Source organism: Pseudomonas sp. S1_E05 (assembly GCF_056337105.1).
The window spans coordinates 211,223-232,223 of record NZ_JBFRHM010000001.1 but is presented as its reverse complement, the minus strand read 5'-3'; the positions used below and the strand labels follow the sequence as shown (position 1 = coordinate 232,223).

The following is a 21,001-nucleotide window of genomic DNA, read 5'->3' as shown; positions in this document are numbered from 1 at the left end:
TTCTTGGCATCCGGATCAGTAGGCAGAAAGCACAAAGGCGCGTCGTCCCTATAAAACGAATGCAGTCCGGAAAAATTAGCGGGTGGGAATAACTATCAGAGGGGCGGTGGGATGGGGTGTTGAATGCGGCGCTGACCCTGCAGGAGCGAGCTTGCTCGCGATAGCGGTGTGTCAGTCACTCATCCATTCACTGGCACACCGCTATCGCGAGCAAGCTCGCTCCTACAGTGGGATTAGGTGGTGTCTGGGAGATCGTCAGGCCGTTTCGGCCATCGCATGTCGGCGGTGATGAACGTCCAGTTGATCCTTGATCACCCGCAGCACGCGGGCTTCGTGCTCGTGGATAAAGAAGTGCCCGCCAGCCAGCATGTCGAGCGAAAAGCTGCCGTGGGTTTCCTTGCTCCAGGCGATGAGTTGTTCGGTACTGGCCTTGTCGGCTTTGCCGCCGAGCACGTGCACCGGGCATTTCAGCAAGGGGCGCTGCAGGGGCTCGAAGCGCCCGCACAGCAGGAAATCGGCACGCAGGATCGGCAGCGTCAGGCTCATGAGTTCTTCGTTGGCCAGCACCTCTTCGCTGGTGCCGTTGAGGGCGCGCAACTGGTCGATCAACTGCGCGTCGGTTTTGGGTTGCGCAAAGCCACGATCATAATCGGCACGCATCGTCGGCGCCGCCGTGCCCGAGGCGAACAGCGCCACGGGCTCAGGGCAGCCCAATGTGCGAAACGCATGGGCCATTTCACAGGCAAGCAAGGCGCCCAGGCTGTGTCCGAACAAGGCATAGGGCGCTGTGAGCCGGGCTTTCTGTTCCCGGGCCAATTGCAACGCCAGGGTGCGCATATCGGTGTGCAGCGGCTCGGCATAGCGGGCTCCGCGGCCCGGCAACTCCACCGGTTGCACATCCAGCCACTGGGGCACCTTGCGCCGCCAGCGGCTGTAAACCATCGCACTGGCGCCGGAGTATGGCAGGCACAGCAGGGTCAGCTTGGTCACCGCGTTCACCTTGGAAAAAGTCGTCTACTTCCATGAACGCGCGAACCCTGGGGCAAATTAGTCAAGCATGCGGATAAATTTGCGTCACGACGTTTCGTTCCCTGTTCAGACCCGAACCAAGAAGAGTGATCGTCGTGGACCTGCAAATCATCCTGGGCAAACTGTTCACCAATGCGGGCGCCGTTGGCATCGAAGGTGTTTTTCAATTCGTGTTCGGCCCGCAACAGGCCTACTGGTCCGAGGTCAGGGCCAGCAGCCACACCGAGGCCGGGCGCCATGCCAGTCCCGACGTCACCATCGAAGTCGCGCAGGAAGACTTTATGGGCATCATGGGGGGCTCGGCCAATGTCGAGGAACTGTTCGCCAGCGGTCGCCTGAAGATCGGTGGCAACATGGGCCTGGCGACGATGCTGCCGCAGATCATCGACAGCGCGCGTCATGGCGGCGCCGTGGTGGAAAAGGTCGACATGAACAAGCGCTACCCGACCCCGCCGCGTTTCAGCGAAACACTCACCGCCCGCCTGCCGATCCAACGCACGGTGGAGCGTCGGCCCCGCAGCGAATTATCCGTGGAGGAATTCAAAAGCCGCTACTTGCCCAATGGCGTGCCGGTCATCATCAGCGATGCGTTGCAGGACTGGCCGCTGTTCAAGCTCAGCCGCGAAGAATCGTTGGTGCACTTCGCCCAACTGCAAGGCATCACCCGCCATGGCGACTACGTGAAGAAAACCTTCTCGACAGAGCGGGATTTTCGCTCCACTTCAATGGCCGAGTTCATCGCCTCACTGGATACCCCGGCCGCCAAAAACGCCGACGGCGAACCACCGGCCTACATGGGCAACAACATCCTGCCGGCGCAATTGATGGAGCAGATCAAGTACCCGCCCTACTTCGACCCTTCATTGTTCATCCCCCCACGAATCTGGATCGGCCCCAAGGGCACCCTGACGCCACTGCACCGCGACGACACCGACAACCTGTTCGCCCAGGTCTGGGGCCAGAAAACCTTCACCCTCGCCGCCCCCCACCATCGCGAAGCCCTCGGCACCTGGTCCACCGCACCCCAGGGTGGACTGGACGGCTGCGACTTCAACCCGGACGCGCCAGATTACCAGCGCTTTCCAAAGGCAGCAGCGGTGACCTTCATGCGAGTGACGCTGGAGGCTGGTGACTTGTTGTTTTTGCCAGAGGGGTGGTTTCACCAGGTGGAGTCGGTATCGACTTCGTTGTCGGTGAATTTTTGGGTGAATTCGGGGAGGGGGGTGGTAGCTGGGGCTCATTTTTGCGGGTGTACATATCCATTTCTACGGCAACGGCCAGCCCCCCCTGTAGGAGCGAGTTTACTCGCGATGGTCGACAGAACACCGCTGGGTGTCAGGCTGCCCGCGTTATCGTTGACGGCCATCGCGAGCATGCTCGCTCCTACAGAAGATCAAAATCACAAGCAGAACACGGACCCTGTAGGAGCGAGTTTACTCGCGATGGTCGACAGAACAACGCTGGGTGTCAGGCTGCCCGCGTTATCGTTGACGGCCATCGCGAGCATGCTCGCTCCTACAGGGGGCCAAAGTGAGTCGCCGTAAGGACGAAACCATAAGCGGCCGTTACCGCAGCAATGGATATGCCCCCAATCAAGCCCCAACCAAACCTGACAAAAACTTCACCCACCCACCTGAACTCTCCCCGCCCCCCGCCAGTCAGCAGAATAAGCCCTAACCCCAAGGCGCCGTCCAACATGCAGATCTCACTGAAAAACCAGGTCGCCCTGATCACCGGTGCCAGTTCCGGCATCGGCGCAGGTAGCGCCAAGGCCCTGGCCGCCGCCGGCGCCGCCGTCGTGATCAACTACAATTCCCATGCCGCGCCCGCCGAACAACTGGCCCAGGACATCAACGCCCAGGGCGGTCGCGCTATCGCCATAGGCGCGGACGTCTCGCAGGAAGAAGACGTCGAACACCTGTTCGCAAAAACCCTCGAAACCTTCGGCACCCTGGACATCCTGGTCGCCAACTCCGGCCTGCAAAAAGACGCACCCGCCATGGACATGACCCTCGCCGACTGGAACCACGTGATCGGCGTCAACCTCACCGGCCAGTTCCTCTGCGCCCGCGCCGCCCTGCGCATCTTCAACAGACAGGGTATCCGCGAAGGCGTGTCCCGAGCGGCCGGTAAAATCATCCACATGAGTTCGGTGCACCAACGCATCCCCTGGGCCGGACATGTCAACTACGCCGCCTCCAAGGGCGGCCTCGACCAGTTGATGCAAACCCTCGCCCAGGAAGTCAGCCACCAGCGCATTCGCATCAACGGCATTGCGCCGGGAGCGATTGCCACCGCAATCAATCGCGATGTCACCGAAGGTGATACCACCCACCTGCTCAAGCTCATCCCCTACGGGCGTATCGGCGAGGTCGAGGACGTCGCCAATGCGGTGGTATTTCTCGCCTCCGACGCCTCCGACTACATCGTCGGCACGACGCTGTTCATCGACGGCGGCATGAGCCTCTATCCGGAGTTTCGCGGCAATGGCTGATCATCAACAGGAACGACAAAGCGCCATCGACGCCCACGGCATCATTGGCGACATGCGTAGCGCGGCGCTGGTCAATGACAGGGGCAGCGTGGATTTCTTCTGTTGGCCTGAGTTCGACAGCCCATCGATATTCTGCTCGCTGCTGGACAGCCCAGAGGCCGGAGTTTTCCAATTGTCCCCGGACCTGCCCGACGCCCGCCGCGAACAGATCTACCTGCCCGACACCAACGTGCTGCAAACCCGTTGGCTGAGCGAGCGGGCCGTGGTCGAAGTGACCGATTTGCTGCCGATTGGCGACAGCGAAGATGATCTGCCGATGTTGATGCGCCGGGTGCGCGTCATCAGCGGGCGCGCCACCTTCCACATGCGTTGCGCCGTACGCCACGACTACGCCCGCGCCAAAACCCGTGCGCGCCTGGACGATCAGGACGCAGTGTTCGAGGCGGCGGATCAACCAGCGATGCGCCTGGCCTCGGATCAGACGTTAAGCCTCGAAGACCACGCCGCACTGGCCGAATTCACTCTTGAGCAGGACCAGAGCGCACAGTTCCTGCTCGGGGGTGCCGACGATCCTCGCTTCAAAAAAGGCGCTGCCGATCTGTGCATGGCGCGCACGCTGAAGTTCTGGCGCGACTGGTCCGGTCAATCCAACTACCGTGGCCGCTGGCGGGAAATGGTCAATCGCTCCGCCCTTGCGCTGAAGTTGCTGACCTCGCGCAAACACGGGGCGATCCTCGCAGCGGCAACCTTCGGCCTGCCGGAAGCCCCGGGCGGCGAGCGCAACTGGGACTATCGCTACACCTGGATCCGCGACGCCTCGTTTACCGTCTATGCGTTCATGCGCCTGGGATTTGTCCAGGAAGCCAACGACTACATGCGCTGGGTACGCGGGCGGGTCAGCGACTGCCACGGCAAACCGATGAAAATCAACATCCTCTATGGTATCGATGGTCGCCAGGAATTGCCGGAAACCGAGCTCTCGCACCTGTCCGGCCATGGCGGCGCCCGGCCTGTACGCATCGGAAACGACGCCTACGCGCAGATCCAGCTCGACATCTTCGGCGAGTTGATGGATGCCGTGTACCTGGTCAACAAATACGGCGATGCCATCTCCCACGAAGGCTGGAAACACGCGGTTCACGTGGTCGATCAAGTGTGCGAGACCTGGCAGCAAAAAGACGTGGGCATCTGGGAAATGCGCGGCGAGCAGCATCACTTCCTGCACTCGCGATTGATGTGTTGGGTAGCCGTGGACCGGGCGATTCGCCTGGCGTCCAAACGTTCGTTGCCAGCGCCGTTCGCCCGTTGGGACGAGACACGACAGGCCATCTACGCCGACATCTGGGACAACTTCTGGAACGAAGAGCGTGGGCATTTCGTCCAGCACATCGGCGGTACCGCCCTCGACGGTTCGATGCTGTTGATGCCGCTGGTGCGTTTTGTCAGCGCCAAGGACCCACGCTGGCTCGCGACCCTGCAAGCCATCGAGAAACACCTGGTGCGAGACGGCATGGTCTATCGCTACCGTAACGACGACACCGGGATCGATGGCCTGGTCGGCACCGAAGGCGCCTTTGCCGCGTGTTCTTTCTGGTACGTCGAATGCCTGGCTCGGGCGGGGCAGGTGGAAAAGGCGCACCTGGAGTTTGAGCAACTGTTGCGCTACGCCAACCCGCTGGGGTTGTACGCCGAGGAGTTTGACAGTCACGGGCGGCATCTGGGCAATACCCCGCAGGCGCTGACACATCTGGCGCTGATCAGCGCGGCGGTGTTCCTGGATCGCAAGTTGAGCGGGGAGAAGAGTTCCTGGCAGCCTTGAGACTGTGTCGAATTCAATCGCGAGCAAGCTCGCGCCTACAGGTTTTGCAGCGTACACAAATCACCTGTAGGAGCGAGCTTGCTCGCGATGGGCCCCCGGCCCCCATCTCAAGCGCTGACCGAAAACCGCTCCCGATAAGCCTGCGGCGTCACCCCCATGGCCCGCAGGAAGCTGCGGCGCAACGTCTCCTCGCTGCCAAACCCGCATTGCAACGCCAGCCGTTTGATCGGCACGCCCGTGTCGCTCAGCAACCGTCGAGCGGTTTCCACGCGGATCAGTTCAATGGCCCGTGCCGGGGTCTGGCCGGTGTCGGCGCGGTAGTGACGCACAAAGCTGCGTTCACTCATGCCGGCTTGCTGGGCCAATGTGGGGATGCCGAGGTCTACGGTAAGATTTTCGCTGATCCAGGCATGAAGCTCGTCGAACCGGCCGCCTTCTTTTTGCAGTGACAGGGTCACGCTGAATTGTGACTGGCCGCCCGGACGCTTGAGAAACACCACCAGTTGCTGGGCGACTTCCAGTGCCAAGGTTCGACCGAGGTCAGCTTCGACCATGGCGAGCGCCAGATCGATGCCGGCTGTCACCCCGGCCGAGGTCCACACCGGGCCGTCGTTGATGAAGATCGGATTGGGCTCGACCGTAAGCTGCGGATGTTTTTGCGCCAGTTGCTCGCAACGGGTCCAGTGCGTCACCACACGCCGCCCATCGAGCCAGCCGCTGGCCGCCAGCAGGAATGCCCCGGTGCACACCGAAGACACGCGCCGACACCCCGCCGCGTGCTTGCGTACCCATGCCACCAAAGCCTCGTCTTCCGACGCGGCGTAAACGCCCCAGCCTCCAGCGATGATCAAGGTGTCCCCAGCCTGCTCGGGCAAAGGTTCGGCCAACAGCGCCAACCCCGCCGACGAGGCCACCGCCCCGCCACCGCTGGCGATCACCGTCGGCGCGTAAGGCTCGGGCAAGCCTTTCTGACGAGCAATGTCGTTGGCAGAGGCGAACACTTGCAATGGCCCCGTGACGTCGAGCAATTGCACGTTGGCGAAAGCGAGCACATGAATGATCTTCGGCATGGTTGGCGTAATTCGTGGGGTAATTGGCGTATGCGCCAAATGCTACGAGTCTAATGTGAAGGCGTCCACTCACTTCACGAGAAACATGCCATGACGTTGCAGATCGGTTTTCTGTTGTTCCCTCAGGTTCAGCAACTGGACCTGACCGGCCCTTACGACGTGCTGGCTTCGCTGCCGGATGTGCAGGTGCACTTGATCTGGAAAGACCTGGTGCCCGTCACCGCGAGCACCGGCCTGGTCCTCAAACCGACCACCACCTTCGATGACTGCCCTGCGTTGGACGTGATCTGCATCCCCGGCGGCAGCGGTGTCGGGCCGTTGATGGAGGATGAAGTCACCCTGGCATTCATCAAGGCCCAAGCGGCTCAGGCCCGGTACGTGACGTCGGTGTGCACCGGCTCACTGGTACTGGGTGCGGCGGGTTTGCTCAAGGGAAAACGGGCGACCACGCATTGGGCGTATCACGAGTTATTGGCGCCGCTCGGGGCCATTGCGGTGCAGGACCGGGTGGTACGCGATGGCAATCTGTTCACTGGTGGTGGGATTACCGCCGGGATCGACTTTGCACTGACGCTGGCGGCGGAGCTGTTCGATAAGGAGACCGCGCAACTTGTGCAGCTGCAACTCGAGTACGCGCCTGCGCCGCCGTTCGACTCCGGCAGCCCTCGGACGGCGCCTGCCGCCGTTCTGCAAGAGGCCAACAAGCGTACCGCGCAATCGCGCCAGCAAAGGGCGCAGATCACCGAGCGGGTGGCGGCGAGGTTGGGGATCTGAGCCCGTCAGCAATGGACTGTCATTCGCTTTTGATCTTCTGTGGGAGCGATTGTCAGCACGCAGGGTTTTCGACAGACCAAAAAAACCCGCCAGAGGCGGGTTTTCCAAGACCATTCGACTCCCTGTCGATAGCGAGTCCCTGCTGATGGTCGATCATCCGTGATCCTGAAGCACTCCCTGTGCTTCAGTTGATGGCGCTAGATTACGTTTCGGATCCAATCTTCGATAGGCGACATCATTACCAACGCGTGTAAGACATTCGCCATAGCCACCCTTCCGAAAACCCTTAGGTCCGTAAGCTTGCTCTTCCTAACGCTCGTTCGCCCGGGTGTTGATCTTCAGAAATTCTTCGATGTTGTTCATCTGTTCATCCCACCCCCGGCTGTCCATGCGGAACGCCTTGAGCCGGCGCGACTGGGGAATGTGATCAAAACCCGACTCGGTCACCTTGAGCAAGGTGCCGTTATCCATGTCTTCGAGATCGAAACGCACCAGCGTGGTGGGCTCCTGGGAGTAGTCGATGTCCGGTTCCACGGCATAGGGGTGCCAGCGGAAGGAAAACACCCGCTCGGGTTCGACCCGCTCCACCAGGACGTTCCACAGCAAGTGTTCGTAGCCGGGGTAGGTAATTTGCCCCTGGGTCCACTCCCCGGCGACAAAACGCTTGCCTTCCAGGGCGACGCCAAACCATTGCCCGAACGCTTCGGCGTTGGCCACCACACGCCAGACCTGTGAGCGCGGCGACTTGAGCAGGATCTTCCTTTCGATGCGATCTGATGCTGGGTTCATAAATCACCTCCTTTACTGCACAGTAGGCCGGTCAGGCCCTTTGTCCAACCTTGAATGTGTTTCTCAATCCATTTGCCTGACATATTCGGCCGCACATCCGGGGCAAAGTTCGAAGGCAGGGTTTCACATCCTGTCACGCTCGTTTCGCTACACTGCCCTCACGTTTCCCGACTCAGTGAGATTCCCATGCCCCCTCGCCTGCTCCTGGCGCTGACGCCACTGCTGTTCACCCCCTTGCCCACGCCGTTGACTGCGCCAACGCCAGCGACCAGGCGACCATGAATCAGTGCGCGGCACAGGAGCACAAGGCAGCGGACAAGGAATTGAATGCGCTGTACCAGCAGATCACTGCGCGATTGAAGAGCAGCCCCGAGAGCAAGAAGCTGTTGGTCGGTGCCCAGCGGGAGTGGATTGGCTTTCGCGACGCCGAGTGCAAATTCGCTTCGTCGGCGGTGACGGGCGGGAGTGTTTATCCGTTGATCTACAGCAACTGCGTCACCGAGCTGACCAAGGCGCGGGTGGAGACGCTGAAGAATTACCTGAAATGCCAGGAGGGGGATTTGAGTTGTCCGGTGCCGGGGCAGTAGATCTTCAGTGGCCTTGAGGGCCTCATCGCGGGCAAGCCCGCTCCCACAGTGATTTGCGCACACCGCGAACCTGTAGGAGCGGGCTTGCCCGCGAAGGCGTCAGCCCAGACGCCACAAATTACCGGATAAACACCTGAGCCGTCGTAATCGCCATATCCCCCCCAGGCAACTTGATGCTCCCCACCTGTTTCAAACTGTCGGCATCGAAGATCGCCACATCGTTGAACGTCCCCGCCAGGTAAATCTTGCTGCCGTCCTTGTTGAAGGAAATGCAGTAGTAGGAGTGATCCAGCGTCGCCGCCTGGAGCATCTTTTTCTCCTTGATGTCGTACTTGGCCAGGCGGTTGAGCACGCCGAACATCAGGTTGGGGTCCTTCGGCGAGCGCATGCCGCTGAAATAGATCTCCGTCAACGGACCGAAGTCGGTGGTTTCGGTCTTGCCGGTCTTCAGGTCGACACTGAACAACCCGTACAGGTAGTCGGCGGTGGCGGGGTCCTGCTTCTTGTCCTTGAATTTCGCCGTGGTGTAGAGCAGCGAGAAGTCATGGCGATAGGTCTGCTGGTTCCACACGTAGAGCACGTCCGGTGCGGCATAGTTCGCCCGTTTCCAGTGGCGACTGGGGATCAGCACATCGAACTTGCCGGTTTTCACATCGACCTTGTAGATGTCCGCGCCGGCCACATATAGCGTACCGTCGTCACCACTTTGCATGATGGTCAATTGCCGGGGAGCCGGAAAGCTGCGCACGGGTTTGGCGTCCATCCCGGCATCGGTGGCGTACACATCGAGTCGCGGCTGCTGCACTTCGTAGCGATCGTTGAGCATCAGGGTCGGGTTGGCGATCGCGAACAGTTCCTTGCCGTCGTGGCTCAGGGTGAAGGCGAACATCGATTTGGCCTTCTCCCCCGGCTTCTGGGTGATGCTGGCGTGGAACACCGGCTTGCAACTGTCGAGCTCGACGCCGTAGATGTCCGCGTAGTGGTTGTTCAACACGTAGGCGGTCTTGCGGTCCGGTGACAACTGCACGGTGCCGGGGCCAAACGCATCCGGCATCTTGCAGGTCTTGAACAGGCTGTCTGTCGCCAGGTCAATGACGTGCAGGTTGTTCGGGTAGTTGGTGGTCAACATGTACTCGTGACCGTCTTGCAACGCGGTGTTTTCATCGGCCAGGACGTTGAACGAACAGACGACGGCAAACGCGGCCAGGCCGCAGGCTTTGATGCTAGGCATGCTGGATTCCTTATTCTCTGTCCGATCACTTGTCTTTGGGGAAGACCGTGCCAAGGTTGCGCCAGTTGTCGTTGGACGCCTGGGCATCCTTGTTCCAGTCCGGGTAGGTGCTCATCATGTCGGGCACCTGGGCCGGCCACCAGCAAGGGTCGGAGCAGCCATAAAGGTCCGCCTCCATGGGCTGGCACAGCGACGACACACCGCCGAACGCATCGATCTCCCAGCCAGGGTCGGTGGTGGAGGCGCAACCGGCCACGGAACTCATGGCCACGACTTCTTCAATGCGGTTTTCATCCGCGGCCTGATCCAGCTTCAATGCTTTGTTATTGATTGCCTTGAGATGTTTCATATCAGTGAGCCTTGCGCGGAGTGATGTAGCTGCTGATGAACGCAGGGTTATTGGCCATGATCCGGGTGTAGACCTCGATGCCGAAATCCACCCAGTCACGCATCAGTTCGCAGTAGTGATAGGTCGGGTGGGCCGGGTCGCCGTAGCGGGCGTAACTTTCGTGATAGCAGCCGCCGGAGCACAGGTTGCGGATGTTGCAGTCGTGGCAACCGGTGTTGGTGCGGTCCAGGCGCTGGGACAGGAAGTCGTTCAGCTCGACCTGCTTGACCCCTTCATGGACGTTGCCGAAAGTCGGCAGGGAGGAGCCGGTAAAGCGGTGGCACAGATTCAGCTCGCCCTTGTGATCCACGGCCAGCATCTTCAGGCCCGCGCCACAGGGCAGGGCTTTCTTGTGGCCTTCGTGGATATCGGTGATCAACTGATGCAGGTTGGAGAAGCCGATGTTGCGGTGCTCCAGCGCCGCGGCCAGATAGCGTCGTCCCAAGGCCTTCATGCTGGCAAACACTTGCCCCAGTTCTTCGTTGGTCAGGTTGAAGCTGCTGATGTCGCCGGAGGTCACCGGGGCGAACCCCACTTCGGCAAACCCCAGTTCGTTGAACAGGTGGTCCCAGATGGTTTCGACATCCGTGACGCCAGTGGTCAGCGTGACCCGCGCGCCGACCGGGCGGCTGTTGTAACGTGACAGCAGCATCTCGGCCTTGCGCCGCACCACCTCATAAGTGCCCTGCCCGCCCACGGTGATACGATTGCGGTCGTGCACGGTCTTGGGCCCGTCGATGCTCACCGACAGCCCGAAACGGTGGGCGTTGAGGTAGTCCACCGTTTCCTCGGTGAGCAGCGTGGCATTGGTGGTCATGACGAATTCGACGAACTTGCCCGCCTCGCGAAAGCGTTTCTCACAGTAATCGACCATGTACTCGATCAGCTTGCGATTGCTCAACGGCTCGCCACCGAAGAACACCACGGTGAAGCGCTCTTCGTCGGGGGATTCCTTGAGCAGCATCTCCACCGAGGCGATGGCGGTCTCCACGTCCATCCTCTTGCCGGCGGATGGCTTGTCGAGGTCTTCCTTGTAGCAGTAGGTGCAGCTCAGGTTGCAACCGGTGTTGACGTTGAGCACCACGGTGTTGATGGCGGTGCGCTCGACCCGCTTGGTGGCGATGTCCGGGGTTAGCGGTGAGCCATCACTGACCAGCTCCAGGGCCATCAGCTCGCGCAGGGTCTCGGTGATTTCCTCGCCGTTGAACCGCGTCGCCAGGCGCTGGATCAAATCGTCCGAAGAACAGCCCGGACCGCGCAATGTGTCGATGATCGTGCCCGTCAGTTCGTCGCTGGCGAATAGCGAACTGCTGGGGATGTGAAACAACATGCGGTCGGCATCAACCTGCACTTCGTGCAGATTGCGCTCAACCAGATTCAAGATAGCGCCCATTGCAACCTCCTTTGCAGACCCCGGCTTCGGGGGCCTGCGTTCATTCCGAAAAGTGTCTGGAGCCGTGCCGGATCAGCCTTACGGAATGGGTGGATTGTTCCAGCGTTGCACGGTCACGATCATGTGGGCCTCGCCGGTCAGGGATTTCCCTGCGTCGTCGACGGCGGCAATGACCTTGAGGTTGCCGGCATTGTTGGTGGACATCTTGCGTTGCGGGTTCGGCCCGGCATCGCCTGGTGTGAACACGCCCGTTTCGGCCTCCATGGTGCCGGCGAACTTGACGTCCTCATCTTCCTTGGCACGATCGTCGAAGGCTTCGACCTTCCACTGCGCAGGGAACACACCGATGCGATACGGTTTGCCGTCAGCCCCCTTGCCCCAAGCCTCGGCGTCGAAACGCCCCTGCACCTTGGGCGTCGACCCACCGCCCTCGCCGATCCGCGCCACCGAGAATTCCGGCACCACCTTGACCTCGGCGATCTTGCTGTAGACCGACAGGCTCGGGCCTTTCAGCGTTCCCACCGTGACCGCCCGCAAGCCCGGCTGGGCATTGGCGGCGGCCTTGAGCTTGACCTTGATCTGTTCGGGCGTCTGCGAGACGACCTCGACCACTTCCACGCCCTTGCCGAAATTCGGCTTGCCGGTCAGGCCACTGCCGATCAGGGTCACTTCGGTTTCGCTGCCGGCCTTGAGGTAACCCGGTTGCACCGCCAGCAAGCGGCTGCTGCCCTGCTTGGCGGCGACGAAGTCCAGGCCACGCTCGTCATGCTCGGCCTCGAACATCCGGCCCTGCATCGCGTTGCCCTGGGCGGCGAACACCTGGCGCAGGGTCACGCCGTCGATGCTCACGTTGCCGCGCCATTCGTAGCCGGTGTAGAGGATCGCGCTGCCGTCGCCGTTGAACGGCGTACCGTCGGCGTACTGACCTTTGATGCTGACCTTGAAGGTGTCATCGCCAGCGGCGCTGACGCTCATTATCCCGGCTAACTCGCCCTTGCCTGGCAGGTGGCCGGTGAAACTCCAGTCGCCCGCCAATGCTTCAGCCTTCGGCGCGCTGGCTAGCCATCTTTTCCACGCTGGGTTGTCCAGTGGATAACGCTTGGCCAGCAGCGGCACCATCTCCTTGCGGGCGAGATCGAACCAGTCGCGGTCGCGGGACAACGCCTGGTACTCCAGCGACGGCCACTGGCCGAGGTGGAAGTTCACCAGGCGCTCCCACTCCTGGGCGGGCCGGCGTTGCAGGGCCACCCGCGCACCGGAGTGGCAGCGGCCACACATCTGGCTGGTTTTCTCGTCGAACTGTTCGACCGTGTTAAGCCGGCGCTCCATGGCGTAACGCACGCCGTCGGTTTCGCTCGGCGCCAGGCCCTGGGTGTCGGCCAGGTATTTGACCAGGGTGCGGCGATCGTCATCGCTGATCTGCAAACCGTGCATGGTCTGCATCCGCGCGATGCTCATCAACCAGCCTTCCGGCGTCTTGCGCTGGTGGCTGATGCGGCTCAGGGCGTTATCGGCTTCGGGGGTGTGACAGCCCTGGCAGGTTTCCTTGAGGATGGTCTGGGCGTCACGGGCGGCCAGGCTGGCCGGCGAATGCAGCGCTACACAGGCGGCCACGGCCAATAGACTGACACTCAGGCCTGATCGGAGTCTTCTCTTCATCAACGTCGAACCTCGCACGGTGCTTTCTTATTTTTGTGGCTTATCGTTTTTATGGTTTCTGCCGTTGGCCATGAGCAGCCAACGGAGGCAAGAGAAACGTCTGCGATGAGCAATACACGGAGCGTGCCAGCTTGTGAATTTGTTGACTAATCAATGGTTTGTGTCGAACAGGGTAGGTTTTTCCAGGAACGACAGCGGCGTTGCACGTTTTATTTCGCGACAGCCGTTGCAACCTGAGACAAGCATAGCCCCGCTCTCTTCCCCTGTAGGAGCGAGCTTGCTCGCGATGGACTAAAGAACACCGCTGCGTGTCAGGCAGCAGCGTCATCGTTGACGACCATCGCGACGGTTCGACGCCTCGACAAGCTCGCTCCTACAGAGGGCGGTGTCGTCGTTGTCTCATGTCGTCGCAAATTGCGACGTCTGGCGATGACTTTACGATCGCGCAAACAACGGGAAAACCCGCCCGCTCGGGCTCCCGCCAGCAAAACCCACAACTGGCACACCCATTGCGAAAGACCTCGTCACACGAACAAGACGAGGTTTCAACATGTCGCTTCCCAACCTGCTCCCTGCCACCACGGCTTTCATCCAGAGCGCTCCGCGCATGTTGGTCGGAGGCGACTGGGTCGAGGCCTCCGATGGCCAGACCATGCCGTTGCACAACCCGGCCACCGGCGAGGTGCTCTGCGTGGTGCCTCGGGCGACGCCCGAAGATGTTGATCGCGCGGTGCTCGCCGCCCGCCAGGCGTTCGATGATTCGGCCTGGACCCGCACCCGACCGCGCGAGCGGCAGAACCTGTTGTGGAAACTTGCCGACCTGATGCAGCGCGACGCCGAACTGCTGGCGCAACTCGAATGCTTGAACAACGGCAAGAGCGCGGCCGTGGCCCAAGTGATGGACGTGCAACTGGCCATCGACTTCCTGCGCTACATGGCCGGTTGGGCGACCAAGATCGAAGGCTCGACGGTGGATGTCTCGGCGCCGCTGATGCCCAACGAGCAATTCCACAGTTTTATCCGCCGTGAAGCGGTGGGCGTGGTCGGCGCCATCGTCGCCTGGAACTTCCCCCTCCTGCTGGCCTGCTGGAAACTCGGCCCGGCCCTGGCCACCGGCTGCACCGTGGTGCTCAAACCCGCCGACGAAACCCCACTGACGGCGCTGAAGCTGGCGGAACTGGTACTGGAAGCCGGCTACCCCGAAGGCGTGTTCAACGTGGTGACCGGCACCGGCATCACCGCAGGCTCCGCCCTGACCCACAACCCGCTGGTGGACAAGCTGACGTTCACCGGCTCCACCGCCGTAGGCAAGCAGATCGGCAAGATCGCCATGGATTCGATGACCCGGGTCACCCTGGAACTGGGCGGCAAATCGCCGACCATCGTCATGGCCGACGCCGACCTTTCCAGCGCGGCGGCCGGTGCGGCCAGCGCGATCTTCTTCAATCAGGGCCAGGTCTGTTGCGCAGGCTCGCGCCTGTATGTCCAGCGCAAGCACTTCGACAACGTGGTAGCGGACATCGCCGGGATCGCCAACGCGATGAAACTCGGCAACGGCCTGGACCCAAGCGTCGAGATGGGACCACTGATCTCAGCGCGGCAGCAGGAACGGGTCTACGGCTACATTGAAAAGGGCCGCGAAAGCGGCGCGACCATCGCCTGTGGCGGCGAACAGTTCGGCCCGGGGTATTTCGTCAAGCCGACGGTCATCGTCGACGTCGACCAGAAACACTCGCTGGTACAGGAAGAAATCTTCGGCCCGGTGCTGGTGGCGATTCCGTTCGACGATGAGGCCGAAGCCTTGCGCCTGGCCAACGACAGCCCTTATGGGCTGGGGGCGAGTATATGGTCGAACGACCTGGCGGCGGTGCACCGGATGATCCCGCGAATCAAGTCGGGTTCAGTGTGGGTCAACTGCCACAGCGCGCTGGACCCGGCATTGCCGTTCGGCGGTTACAAAATGTCGGGGGTCGGGCGGGAGATGGGGTATGCGGCGATTGAACATTACACGGAGTTGAAGTCGGTGTTGATCAAGTTGTAATTGCGGCGCCCTGCCAACACAAGGCTCAGGGCTTATACCCCTGAGCCAACAACCACCCCCTGACCACTTGCCCCTGCTCCACCGACAACCCCGCCAACACCTGCCCAACCGGCTCCACCCACAACCGCCGCAGCAACGGCGCCAGCTCTATCCCCTGCAGATGCCAGATCCCCAGCGGTTGATCCGCCGTGACCACGACCTCGGCCTCATCGACAAACCCATCTCGCAACACCGGCGCCTGCTCGATGCGCAGTGACGCAAAATCCGCCTGGGCATGCACCACCTCGGCGTCCGGCCATTGCCGCCGGGCCAGCCAGAACGGCTGATCCGCCCAGCGCTGCTCATCGGCATAAAAGTCCCGGCCGATGCGCGCAAAGCGCAGGAACAGCTGCTCCACCCGCTGCTGGTGAAATCGCTGGGCCAGGGCCGCCCGTTCCGGTTTTCGCAGCAGCGTGTTGATCACCACCGGCGCCTGCAACGCCGAGGACAACGACTGGAAAATCCCGTTGCCCGACAGCGGGTCCACCGCCATCGCCGCGTCGCCGACACGAATCCATTGATCACCACACACCTGCGGGCTCAAGATCGCCGTGCTGCTGCGTGCATGCAATTGCGCTTCGGCCTTGGCCTCGGCATCGGCGCCGAAAAACGCCCGCCCCAACGCCGAGCCCTGACGCCGCTGTCGGCAATATTCGAGCAACTGCGCCTTTCCCGGCAGTTGCGCGCTGGCCACGTCCACCGTCCATTGCCAGTAGCATTGGCCGTCCGCCCGCCGCGCCATCCACGCCCAGCCGTCCTCAAGGCTCTCCACGGCGCTGGCGGTCTCGCCCGGCGGGCCTTGCCAGCGGTTGAGCAGGCTGACCGTCTCCGGCCCGCGCAGCCCCTTGCCCAGTGCTTTGTGCGAGGCCGGCGCCTGACGACCGCGAGCTTCCACCAGGAAGTCACAGGCGAGTACGCCATGCCCTTCGATCTCGATCCGCGCCCCCGTGGCCAATGACTGCACCCCCAGCACGCGGCCCTCGATCAGTTCAACTCCAGCCAGGCGCAGGTCTTCGCGCAGGCCACGGTCGAACGCCGGGCGATCCAATAGATACTCGATATTTTGTGCATGCTGCTGGCCATTCCACGACACCTGACGCTGGGACGGCAACGTCGCCTCAGCCACGGCATGCTGCAGGCCGGCGCCGCGCAAGGCTTCCAACACCCGCACGGACACACCTTCCAGCGCCGCGAACCGGCGCCACTCGGATACCAGCGTCACCTCAAAGCCCAATCGGCGCAGACCCAGGGCCACGGCCGCCCCGGCAGGGCCTGCGCCAAGAATCGCGATCATGGCCCACTACGCCGTTCAGGACCGCGATAACGGGCGTTGTCTCGCAGCCGATCGATGATCTGCTGATTGCTCGCCTCGGGGTGCTCCAACAGAAAAGCGGCGATGTGCCCGCTTAGCGCCGCACACCCCAGGCTCGCCCCCGATTGCCCAGGATAAGTGCCATGCACGCACGCGGCGAAATCCGCCTGGGCGCTGTCCAGCCAGGACCACTCCTGCTCCGCGCAACGCGCATCGCCGGTGATCCGCAGCACTTGTGGATAACGGGCCGGGTAAACACCCTCACCCTGGGCCGGGCTGGAGGCGCACAGCAAAACGCCCCGCTCGACCGCCATTGCACAGGCCTCACGCAGCAGGTTGCGGTCCTGGCGCAAGCCGAGGCTGAGATTGATCAGCCGCACATCCTGCGCCACCAGCCAGTCGATGGCCGTGGCGATCTGCAAGGCGCTGGTGACACCGCGTTGATCGAACACCTGGGCCACGCAGAACAGCGCCGCGGGGGCCCGTCGGCTAATCGCCTCGATCACCGCACTGCCGTGGCCAAGGACGTCGTCGTGCAAGGCATCCTCAAGCAAGGCGTCTTCGAGCAATGAGAACCGCCGACCGGCAACCACCTGCACCCGCTGCGCCGCCGAATGCCCGCTGTCGACCACGCCGATTCGCAGATCACGCTTCATGGGCCACCGTTTTCGACGTCAGCACACCATCGATCAGTTCGAAGCGCAGGTCGGCGTCAGCCAGGGTGGAAGGCCGATGGCTGATGAGGATGCGCGTACGCCCGGCAAACAATCGGTCGATGGCCTCGATCACTTCGCGCTCGGTGGCTTCGTCCACCGCCGAGGTCGCTTCGTCCAACACCAGGATCATCGGATCCTGCAACAGCGCCCGGGCAATCGCGATGCGCTGTTTCTGCCCGCCGGACAACTGCTGGCCACGTTCGCCCAACGGGCTGTCGAGGCCTTCGGGCAGGGAGGCGATCAGGCTGTCGAGTTGCGCCAGGTGTGCCACTTTGGCAATGGCTTCGCGGTTTGCATCCGGCACCGCGTAGGCGAGGTTGTCGGCAAGGCTGCCGCGAAACAGCACGATGTCCTGGCTGACAACGGCGATCTGCCTGCGCAATTGCATCAGGTCCAGTTCGCGTACATCGGTCTCGCCCAGCAGTACCCGACCGGACTGCGGATCGTGATGGCGTTGCAACAGGTCGATCAACGTCGACTTGCCCACCCCGGAGCCACCGCTGAGGGCCACTTTCACACCGTAAGGTATCTGTGCCTGGATCCCGCTCAGGGTCGCCGGCCGACCCGGATGGCTGAAGTGCACGTCGTCAAAACGCAAGTCGCCGCACGCCGGCATTGGCTGGGGTTCGGCCGGGGTCAGCACGGTTGGCTCTTCGCCGCGCAACTCCATCACACGGCCGAGGCTGACGGTCATGCGCTGTATGGCCACATACAGTCCCAGCAAGCTCTGCACCGGCCCGACGGCCATGCCCAGGTACGTTGAAAACGCGATCAGCGCACCCAATTGCCAGGTGCCCTGCACCACCCAGTAACCGCCGATCAGGAATGCACAGGCGCGGGACAATGAGGTCAATGTGCCCGGCACGGCCTGGGTGAAAAACTCGGTGACCTGCAGGCGCAACAACTGACTCATGTAGCCCTGCCCCAGAGACTCCAGCCGCCGAGATTCGCGCTGTTGCTGCCCGGCCGACTGGATGAACTTCATCACCGGCAGTGTCTCGACCATGAACGAGGACATGTCTGCCGATCGCTCACGCAACTGCCGCACGTCACGTTCGACCTTGCGCCTCATCCAACGCAGCCACAACACGTCGAGGGGAATCAGCACCAACGCCAGCAGGGAAAGTTGCCACGACAGGGTCACCAGCATCGCCACGGCGACCACCAGGCCGATCACGCTGGACACGGCGGAAAACAACGAATCCACGGCAAAGCGCTGGATCTCCGCGACATCACCATCCAGGCGCGACATCAGGTCGCCAATGCGCCGTTGCCCGTAGAAACCGGGCGAAAGGGTCTGCAGGTGGCGATAGAGGTCGTCGCGCAGCGCGAACAGAATCCGCCCGGACAGCCGCGTGTGCAGGTAACGATTGATTCCCGAGAGTGCCGTGCCGAGCAGCCCGGCGACGATCATCAACACGGCAATCAGCACCAGCATCGGGAAGTTACGGGCCAGCAGGCCATCGTCGATCAACAGCTTGGTCAGCCAGGGTTGCACCAACACCAGCGCCGATGCGCAGACCGACAGCCCAAGCAACCCGACGATGGCCAGGCGCTGCGGCCTGACGAAACCGTACAGCCAGTGCAGCGCCGCTTGGAGGGCTTCGGGGTTGTGGCTGTCGACCAGCCGAACAATCCACATCAGGAACGCAACTGTTTGAGTTTGCGGTAAAGGGTCGCACGGCTGATGCCCAGGGCGTCGGCGGCTGCCGAGACTTTGCCCTGATGGCTGTCCAGGGACTGGCGAATCATCTCCAGTTCATTCTCGCGGATACTACCTGCCTGCGGACGTTCGTTGGCGGTCAATTCGTCGAGCATGCTGTCGGGCAGGTGATCGAGGGTGAGCACACTCTCGCCCGGCTCACGCATGGCCAGTGCGGTGCGCAGGACCATTTCCAGTTGGCGAATGTTGCCCGGCCAGTGGTAACCGGCGAGCAGCCGCCCGAGATCGTCGTGCAGGACTACGCTCGGCGCGTCGAGCCGTGCCAGCAGCCGACTCACCAGCGCACTGAAATCGTCGCGCTCGCGCAACGCCGGGAGCATCACGCTGATGCCGTTGACGCGATAGAACAGGTCTTCGCGAAAATGCTTGTCTTCGACCAGGCGCTTGAGGTCACGGTGGGTCGCGCAGATCAGGGCGACGTCGATGTCCTGCTCTTCGCCCGCCCCCAATGGTGCCACCTTGCGGTCCTGCAACACCCGCAGCAGACGTGCCTGTAACGCGAAGGGCATGTCGCCGATTTCATCGAGGAACAAGGTGCCGCCATGGGCCTGCTGCAAACGGCCGATCATGCCGCCCCGTCGCGAACCGGTGAAGGCGCCTTCGCGATAGCCGAACAATTCAGACTCGATCAGGCCTTCAGGGATCGCCGCGCAATTCACCGCGACGAAGGGTTTGTCTGCGCGGCTACCGGCCATGTGCAGGGCGCGGGCAATGACTTCCTTGCCGGTGCCGGTTTCACCGAGCAGCAACACCGGCAACTCGTTGGCCAGGCCCTGGCGCGCCATACGCAGTGCGCGGGCGTAACGGCTGTTGCTGCCGGCCAGGGATTCCAGGTCCGGGGCTGTCTTCGCGGTTTTCGTGGTGCTGCGCGGCGCGGGTGCGCTGACATTGAGTGAGCGCAGGGGAGCGCGCAGGGTTTTGTAGAAGAACTCGCCCTTGGCGGTCTGCAGGCTGCCGGCGCCACCCTGATGCAGGCGTGAAAGCAATTGCAGGCCATCCACGCCGAGAAACTCTTCGCAACGCCTCCCTACCAGCGCCGAGCGCTCGGCCCCCAACAACTGGCAGGCCTGGGCGCTGACCGCGAGGATCTGTCCTCCGAGGCTCACAGCCAGCAGCCCTTGCCAGGGCGACTCGAGGTATTGCCGACGGCTATGGAAGGCCAACACAATCTGGTCGGGAAAACTGGCGTTGAACACCCGGCTCTCGATTTGGCTGACGGCCAGGGCCAGCAGCGCGGTGCTGTCGTGAACGCGGCCGAGCGGGCCTTCGCGGGTCAAGTCGAGGACGCCGAGGATGTCTCCTTGCGGGCAGTAGATCGGCACGGAAGTGCAGGAAAAATCAGTCAGGCGATCCAGGTAGTGTTCGCCGCAATCAATCATCGTTGGCCGGGCTTCCACCAGGGCAGTGCCCAGTGCGTTGGTGCCACGAGCGGCTTCGCTCCAGCAGGCCCCCAGGGCGATGTCTTGCAGGCCACTGCCCTTGAGTCGATCGGCACGGCCCTCGACGGCCAGGATGGTCGCATCGGAGTTTGCGAGGATGATCAACCCTTCCTTGCCCTGACGCTCGGCCAGGTAATCGATGGCGGGCAATGCGGCGTCGATCAACAAGCGATTATTGCTCAATAGCACGTCAAGGCTCGCGCTCGATTCCAGCGCCAATTCATGCTTGCTGTTGAAATGCACACCATGACTCAAGCTGCGTCGCCACGAAGCATCGATCTCGGCCCGCAGCACACCGTCAGGCACTTCGCCTTCCAGGTGGAGTTTTTCCCGAGCCAGCCGGGCTTCACGGTGAAGTTTGGGGGAGTTTGTTTTTATCAGCGTCATCAAGCGCTCCGGGTCGTCCGCCCTGCGCCTTCGAACATCGGCGCCCTGAAGCATCTTTACGTTAACGTCAGGGCGATGGCAAGTGCCTTACGGCGCTTGTGGTTTCATGGG

15 protein-coding genes and 2 pseudogenes are annotated in these 21,001 nt (G+C 62.2%); 6 read left to right on the top strand and 11 right to left on the bottom strand.

Features of this window, described 5'->3' with window-relative positions; translation table 11 throughout:
- Positions 1–255: 255 nt before the first annotated feature.
- On the bottom strand, positions 256–990 hold the full coding sequence (locus AB4N33_RS01055) for a thioesterase II family protein (protein WP_476456197.1): 735 nt from the start codon (positions 988–990) through the stop codon (positions 256–258).
- A gap of 134 nt (positions 991–1,124) precedes the next feature.
- Between AB4N33_RS01055 and AB4N33_RS01050 the strand changes: the two are divergent.
- The 3 genes and pseudogenes from AB4N33_RS01050 to AB4N33_RS01040 form a co-directional block, all read left to right on the top strand.
- Positions 1,125–2,252 (top strand): annotated as a pseudogene (locus tag AB4N33_RS01050) (cupin-like domain-containing protein); the annotation flags it as partial.
- A gap of 473 nt (positions 2,253–2,725) precedes the next feature.
- Positions 2,726–3,523, top strand: coding sequence for a glucose 1-dehydrogenase (locus tag AB4N33_RS01045; protein ID WP_476456196.1), 798 nt, complete (start codon positions 2,726–2,728; stop codon positions 3,521–3,523).
- The gene (locus AB4N33_RS01040; RefSeq protein WP_476456195.1) at positions 3,516–5,342 is read left to right on the top strand and encodes a glycoside hydrolase family 15 protein; all 1,827 of its coding nucleotides are present in this window, start codon (positions 3,516–3,518) and stop codon (positions 5,340–5,342) included. Before AB4N33_RS01045 ends, AB4N33_RS01040 begins: the two co-directional genes overlap by 8 nt.
- A 107-nt stretch (positions 5,343–5,449) precedes the next feature.
- On the opposite strand, the gene AB4N33_RS01035 is transcribed toward AB4N33_RS01040, so the two are convergent.
- Entirely contained in the window at positions 5,450–6,412 is a 963-nt protein-coding gene (locus AB4N33_RS01035; RefSeq protein ID WP_476456194.1) for a GlxA family transcriptional regulator, read from the bottom strand.
- A gap of 90 nt (positions 6,413–6,502) precedes the next feature.
- Between AB4N33_RS01035 and inhA the strand changes: the two genes are divergently transcribed.
- Positions 6,503–7,186 carry an isonitrile hydratase gene (inhA, locus tag AB4N33_RS01030; RefSeq protein ID WP_460122241.1) on the top strand — a complete coding sequence of 228 codons (684 nt, stop codon included), beginning with the start codon at positions 6,503–6,505 and terminating at the stop codon, positions 7,184–7,186.
- 309 nt (positions 7,187–7,495) lie between these two features.
- Here inhA and AB4N33_RS01025 read toward each other — a convergent pair whose 3' ends face one another.
- Complete coding sequence (locus AB4N33_RS01025; RefSeq protein ID WP_460122239.1) at positions 7,496–7,975, bottom strand: SRPBCC family protein; 480 nt, start codon at positions 7,973–7,975, stop codon at positions 7,496–7,498.
- A gap of 186 nt (positions 7,976–8,161) precedes the next feature.
- Here AB4N33_RS01025 and AB4N33_RS01020 point away from each other — a divergent pair.
- A pseudogene (locus AB4N33_RS01020) lies at positions 8,162–8,562 on the top strand (lysozyme inhibitor LprI family protein).
- Between the two features lie 118 nt (positions 8,563–8,680).
- Here AB4N33_RS01020 and peaD read toward each other — a convergent pair.
- From peaD to peaA, 4 genes are all read right to left on the bottom strand, one after another.
- Positions 8,681–9,793: a quinohemoprotein amine dehydrogenase subunit beta gene (gene peaD / locus AB4N33_RS01015; protein WP_476456193.1), complete on the bottom strand. Its 1,113-nt coding sequence runs from the start codon at positions 9,791–9,793 to the stop codon at positions 8,681–8,683.
- 25 nt (positions 9,794–9,818) lie between these two features.
- Entirely contained in the window at positions 9,819–10,142 is a 324-nt protein-coding gene (gene qhpC, locus AB4N33_RS01010) for a quinohemoprotein amine dehydrogenase subunit gamma (protein WP_008016081.1), read from the bottom strand.
- A 1-nt stretch (position 10,143) separates the two neighbouring features.
- Positions 10,144–11,574 carry a quinohemoprotein amine dehydrogenase maturation protein gene (gene peaB / locus AB4N33_RS01005; protein WP_476456192.1) on the bottom strand — a complete coding sequence of 477 codons (1,431 nt, stop codon included), beginning with the start codon at positions 11,572–11,574 and terminating at the stop codon, positions 10,144–10,146.
- A 78-nt stretch (positions 11,575–11,652) separates the two neighbouring features.
- The gene (gene peaA, locus AB4N33_RS01000; RefSeq protein WP_476456191.1) at positions 11,653–13,233 is read right to left on the bottom strand and encodes a quinohemoprotein amine dehydrogenase subunit alpha; all 1,581 of its coding nucleotides are present in this window, start codon (positions 13,231–13,233) and stop codon (positions 11,653–11,655) included.
- Positions 13,234–13,783: 550 nt separating this feature from the next.
- On the opposite strand from peaA, the gene AB4N33_RS00995 reads away from it, so the two are divergent.
- The gene (locus tag AB4N33_RS00995) at positions 13,784–15,274 is read left to right on the top strand and encodes an aldehyde dehydrogenase family protein (protein ID WP_476456190.1); all 1,491 of its coding nucleotides are present in this window, start codon (positions 13,784–13,786) and stop codon (positions 15,272–15,274) included.
- Between the two features lie 25 nt (positions 15,275–15,299).
- Here the strand turns inward: AB4N33_RS00995 and qhpG are convergent, their stop codons facing one another.
- From qhpG to AB4N33_RS00975, 4 genes are read right to left on the bottom strand one after another with little or no spacing between them, the layout of a single operon-like run.
- Entirely contained in the window at positions 15,300–16,607 is a 1,308-nt protein-coding gene (qhpG, locus tag AB4N33_RS00990; RefSeq protein WP_476456189.1) for a flavin-dependent monooxygenase QhpG, read from the bottom strand.
- On the bottom strand, positions 16,604–17,281 hold the full coding sequence (gene qhpE / locus AB4N33_RS00985; protein ID WP_476456188.1) for a subtilisin-like serine protease QhpE: 678 nt from the start codon (positions 17,279–17,281) through the stop codon (positions 16,604–16,606). The genes qhpG and qhpE overlap by 4 nt, the downstream gene beginning before the upstream one ends.
- Positions 17,271–18,983: an ABC transporter ATP-binding protein gene (locus AB4N33_RS00980; RefSeq protein WP_460122226.1), complete on the bottom strand. Its 1,713-nt coding sequence runs from the start codon at positions 18,981–18,983 to the stop codon at positions 17,271–17,273. The genes qhpE and AB4N33_RS00980 overlap by 11 nt, the downstream gene beginning before the upstream one ends.
- A complete protein-coding gene (locus AB4N33_RS00975) occupies positions 18,983–20,890 on the bottom strand; it encodes a sigma-54-dependent Fis family transcriptional regulator (protein WP_476456187.1) in 1,908 nt (635 codons plus the stop codon). The genes AB4N33_RS00980 and AB4N33_RS00975 overlap by 1 nt, the downstream gene beginning before the upstream one ends.
- Positions 20,891–21,001: the final 111 nt, after the last annotated feature.

What these genes read in the sequence shown, in the direction of transcription:
- AB4N33_RS01045 (WP_476456196.1), top strand. Translation starts at nt 2,726, where the DNA reads ATGCAGATCTCACTGAAAAACCAGGTCGCCCTGATCACCGGTGCCAGT.
- AB4N33_RS01040 (WP_476456195.1), top strand. Translation starts at nt 3,516, where the DNA reads ATGGCTGATCATCAACAGGAACGACAAAGCGCCATCGACGCCCACGGC.
- AB4N33_RS01035 (WP_476456194.1), bottom strand. Translation starts at nt 6,412, where the DNA reads ATGCCGAAGATCATTCATGTGCTCGCTTTCGCCAACGTGCAATTGCTC.
- inhA (WP_460122241.1), top strand. Translation starts at nt 6,503, where the DNA reads ATGACGTTGCAGATCGGTTTTCTGTTGTTCCCTCAGGTTCAGCAACTG.
- AB4N33_RS01025 (WP_460122239.1), bottom strand. Translation starts at nt 7,975, where the DNA reads ATGAACCCAGCATCAGATCGCATCGAAAGGAAGATCCTGCTCAAGTCG.
- peaD (WP_476456193.1), bottom strand. Translation starts at nt 9,793, where the DNA reads ATGCCTAGCATCAAAGCCTGCGGCCTGGCCGCGTTTGCCGTCGTCTGT.
- qhpC (WP_008016081.1), bottom strand. Translation starts at nt 10,142, where the DNA reads ATGAAACATCTCAAGGCAATCAATAACAAAGCATTGAAGCTGGATCAG.
- peaB (WP_476456192.1), bottom strand. Translation starts at nt 11,574, where the DNA reads ATGGGCGCTATCTTGAATCTGGTTGAGCGCAATCTGCACGAAGTGCAG.
- peaA (WP_476456191.1), bottom strand. Translation starts at nt 13,233, where the DNA reads ATGAAGAGAAGACTCCGATCAGGCCTGAGTGTCAGTCTATTGGCCGTG.
- AB4N33_RS00995 (WP_476456190.1), top strand. Translation starts at nt 13,784, where the DNA reads ATGTCGCTTCCCAACCTGCTCCCTGCCACCACGGCTTTCATCCAGAGC.
- qhpG (WP_476456189.1), bottom strand. Translation starts at nt 16,607, where the DNA reads ATGATCGCGATTCTTGGCGCAGGCCCTGCCGGGGCGGCCGTGGCCCTG.
- qhpE (WP_476456188.1), bottom strand. Translation starts at nt 17,281, where the DNA reads ATGAAGCGTGATCTGCGAATCGGCGTGGTCGACAGCGGGCATTCGGCG.
- AB4N33_RS00980 (WP_460122226.1), bottom strand. Translation starts at nt 18,983, where the DNA reads ATGTGGATTGTTCGGCTGGTCGACAGCCACAACCCCGAAGCCCTCCAA.
- AB4N33_RS00975 (WP_476456187.1), bottom strand. Translation starts at nt 20,890, where the DNA reads ATGACGCTGATAAAAACAAACTCCCCCAAACTTCACCGTGAAGCCCGG.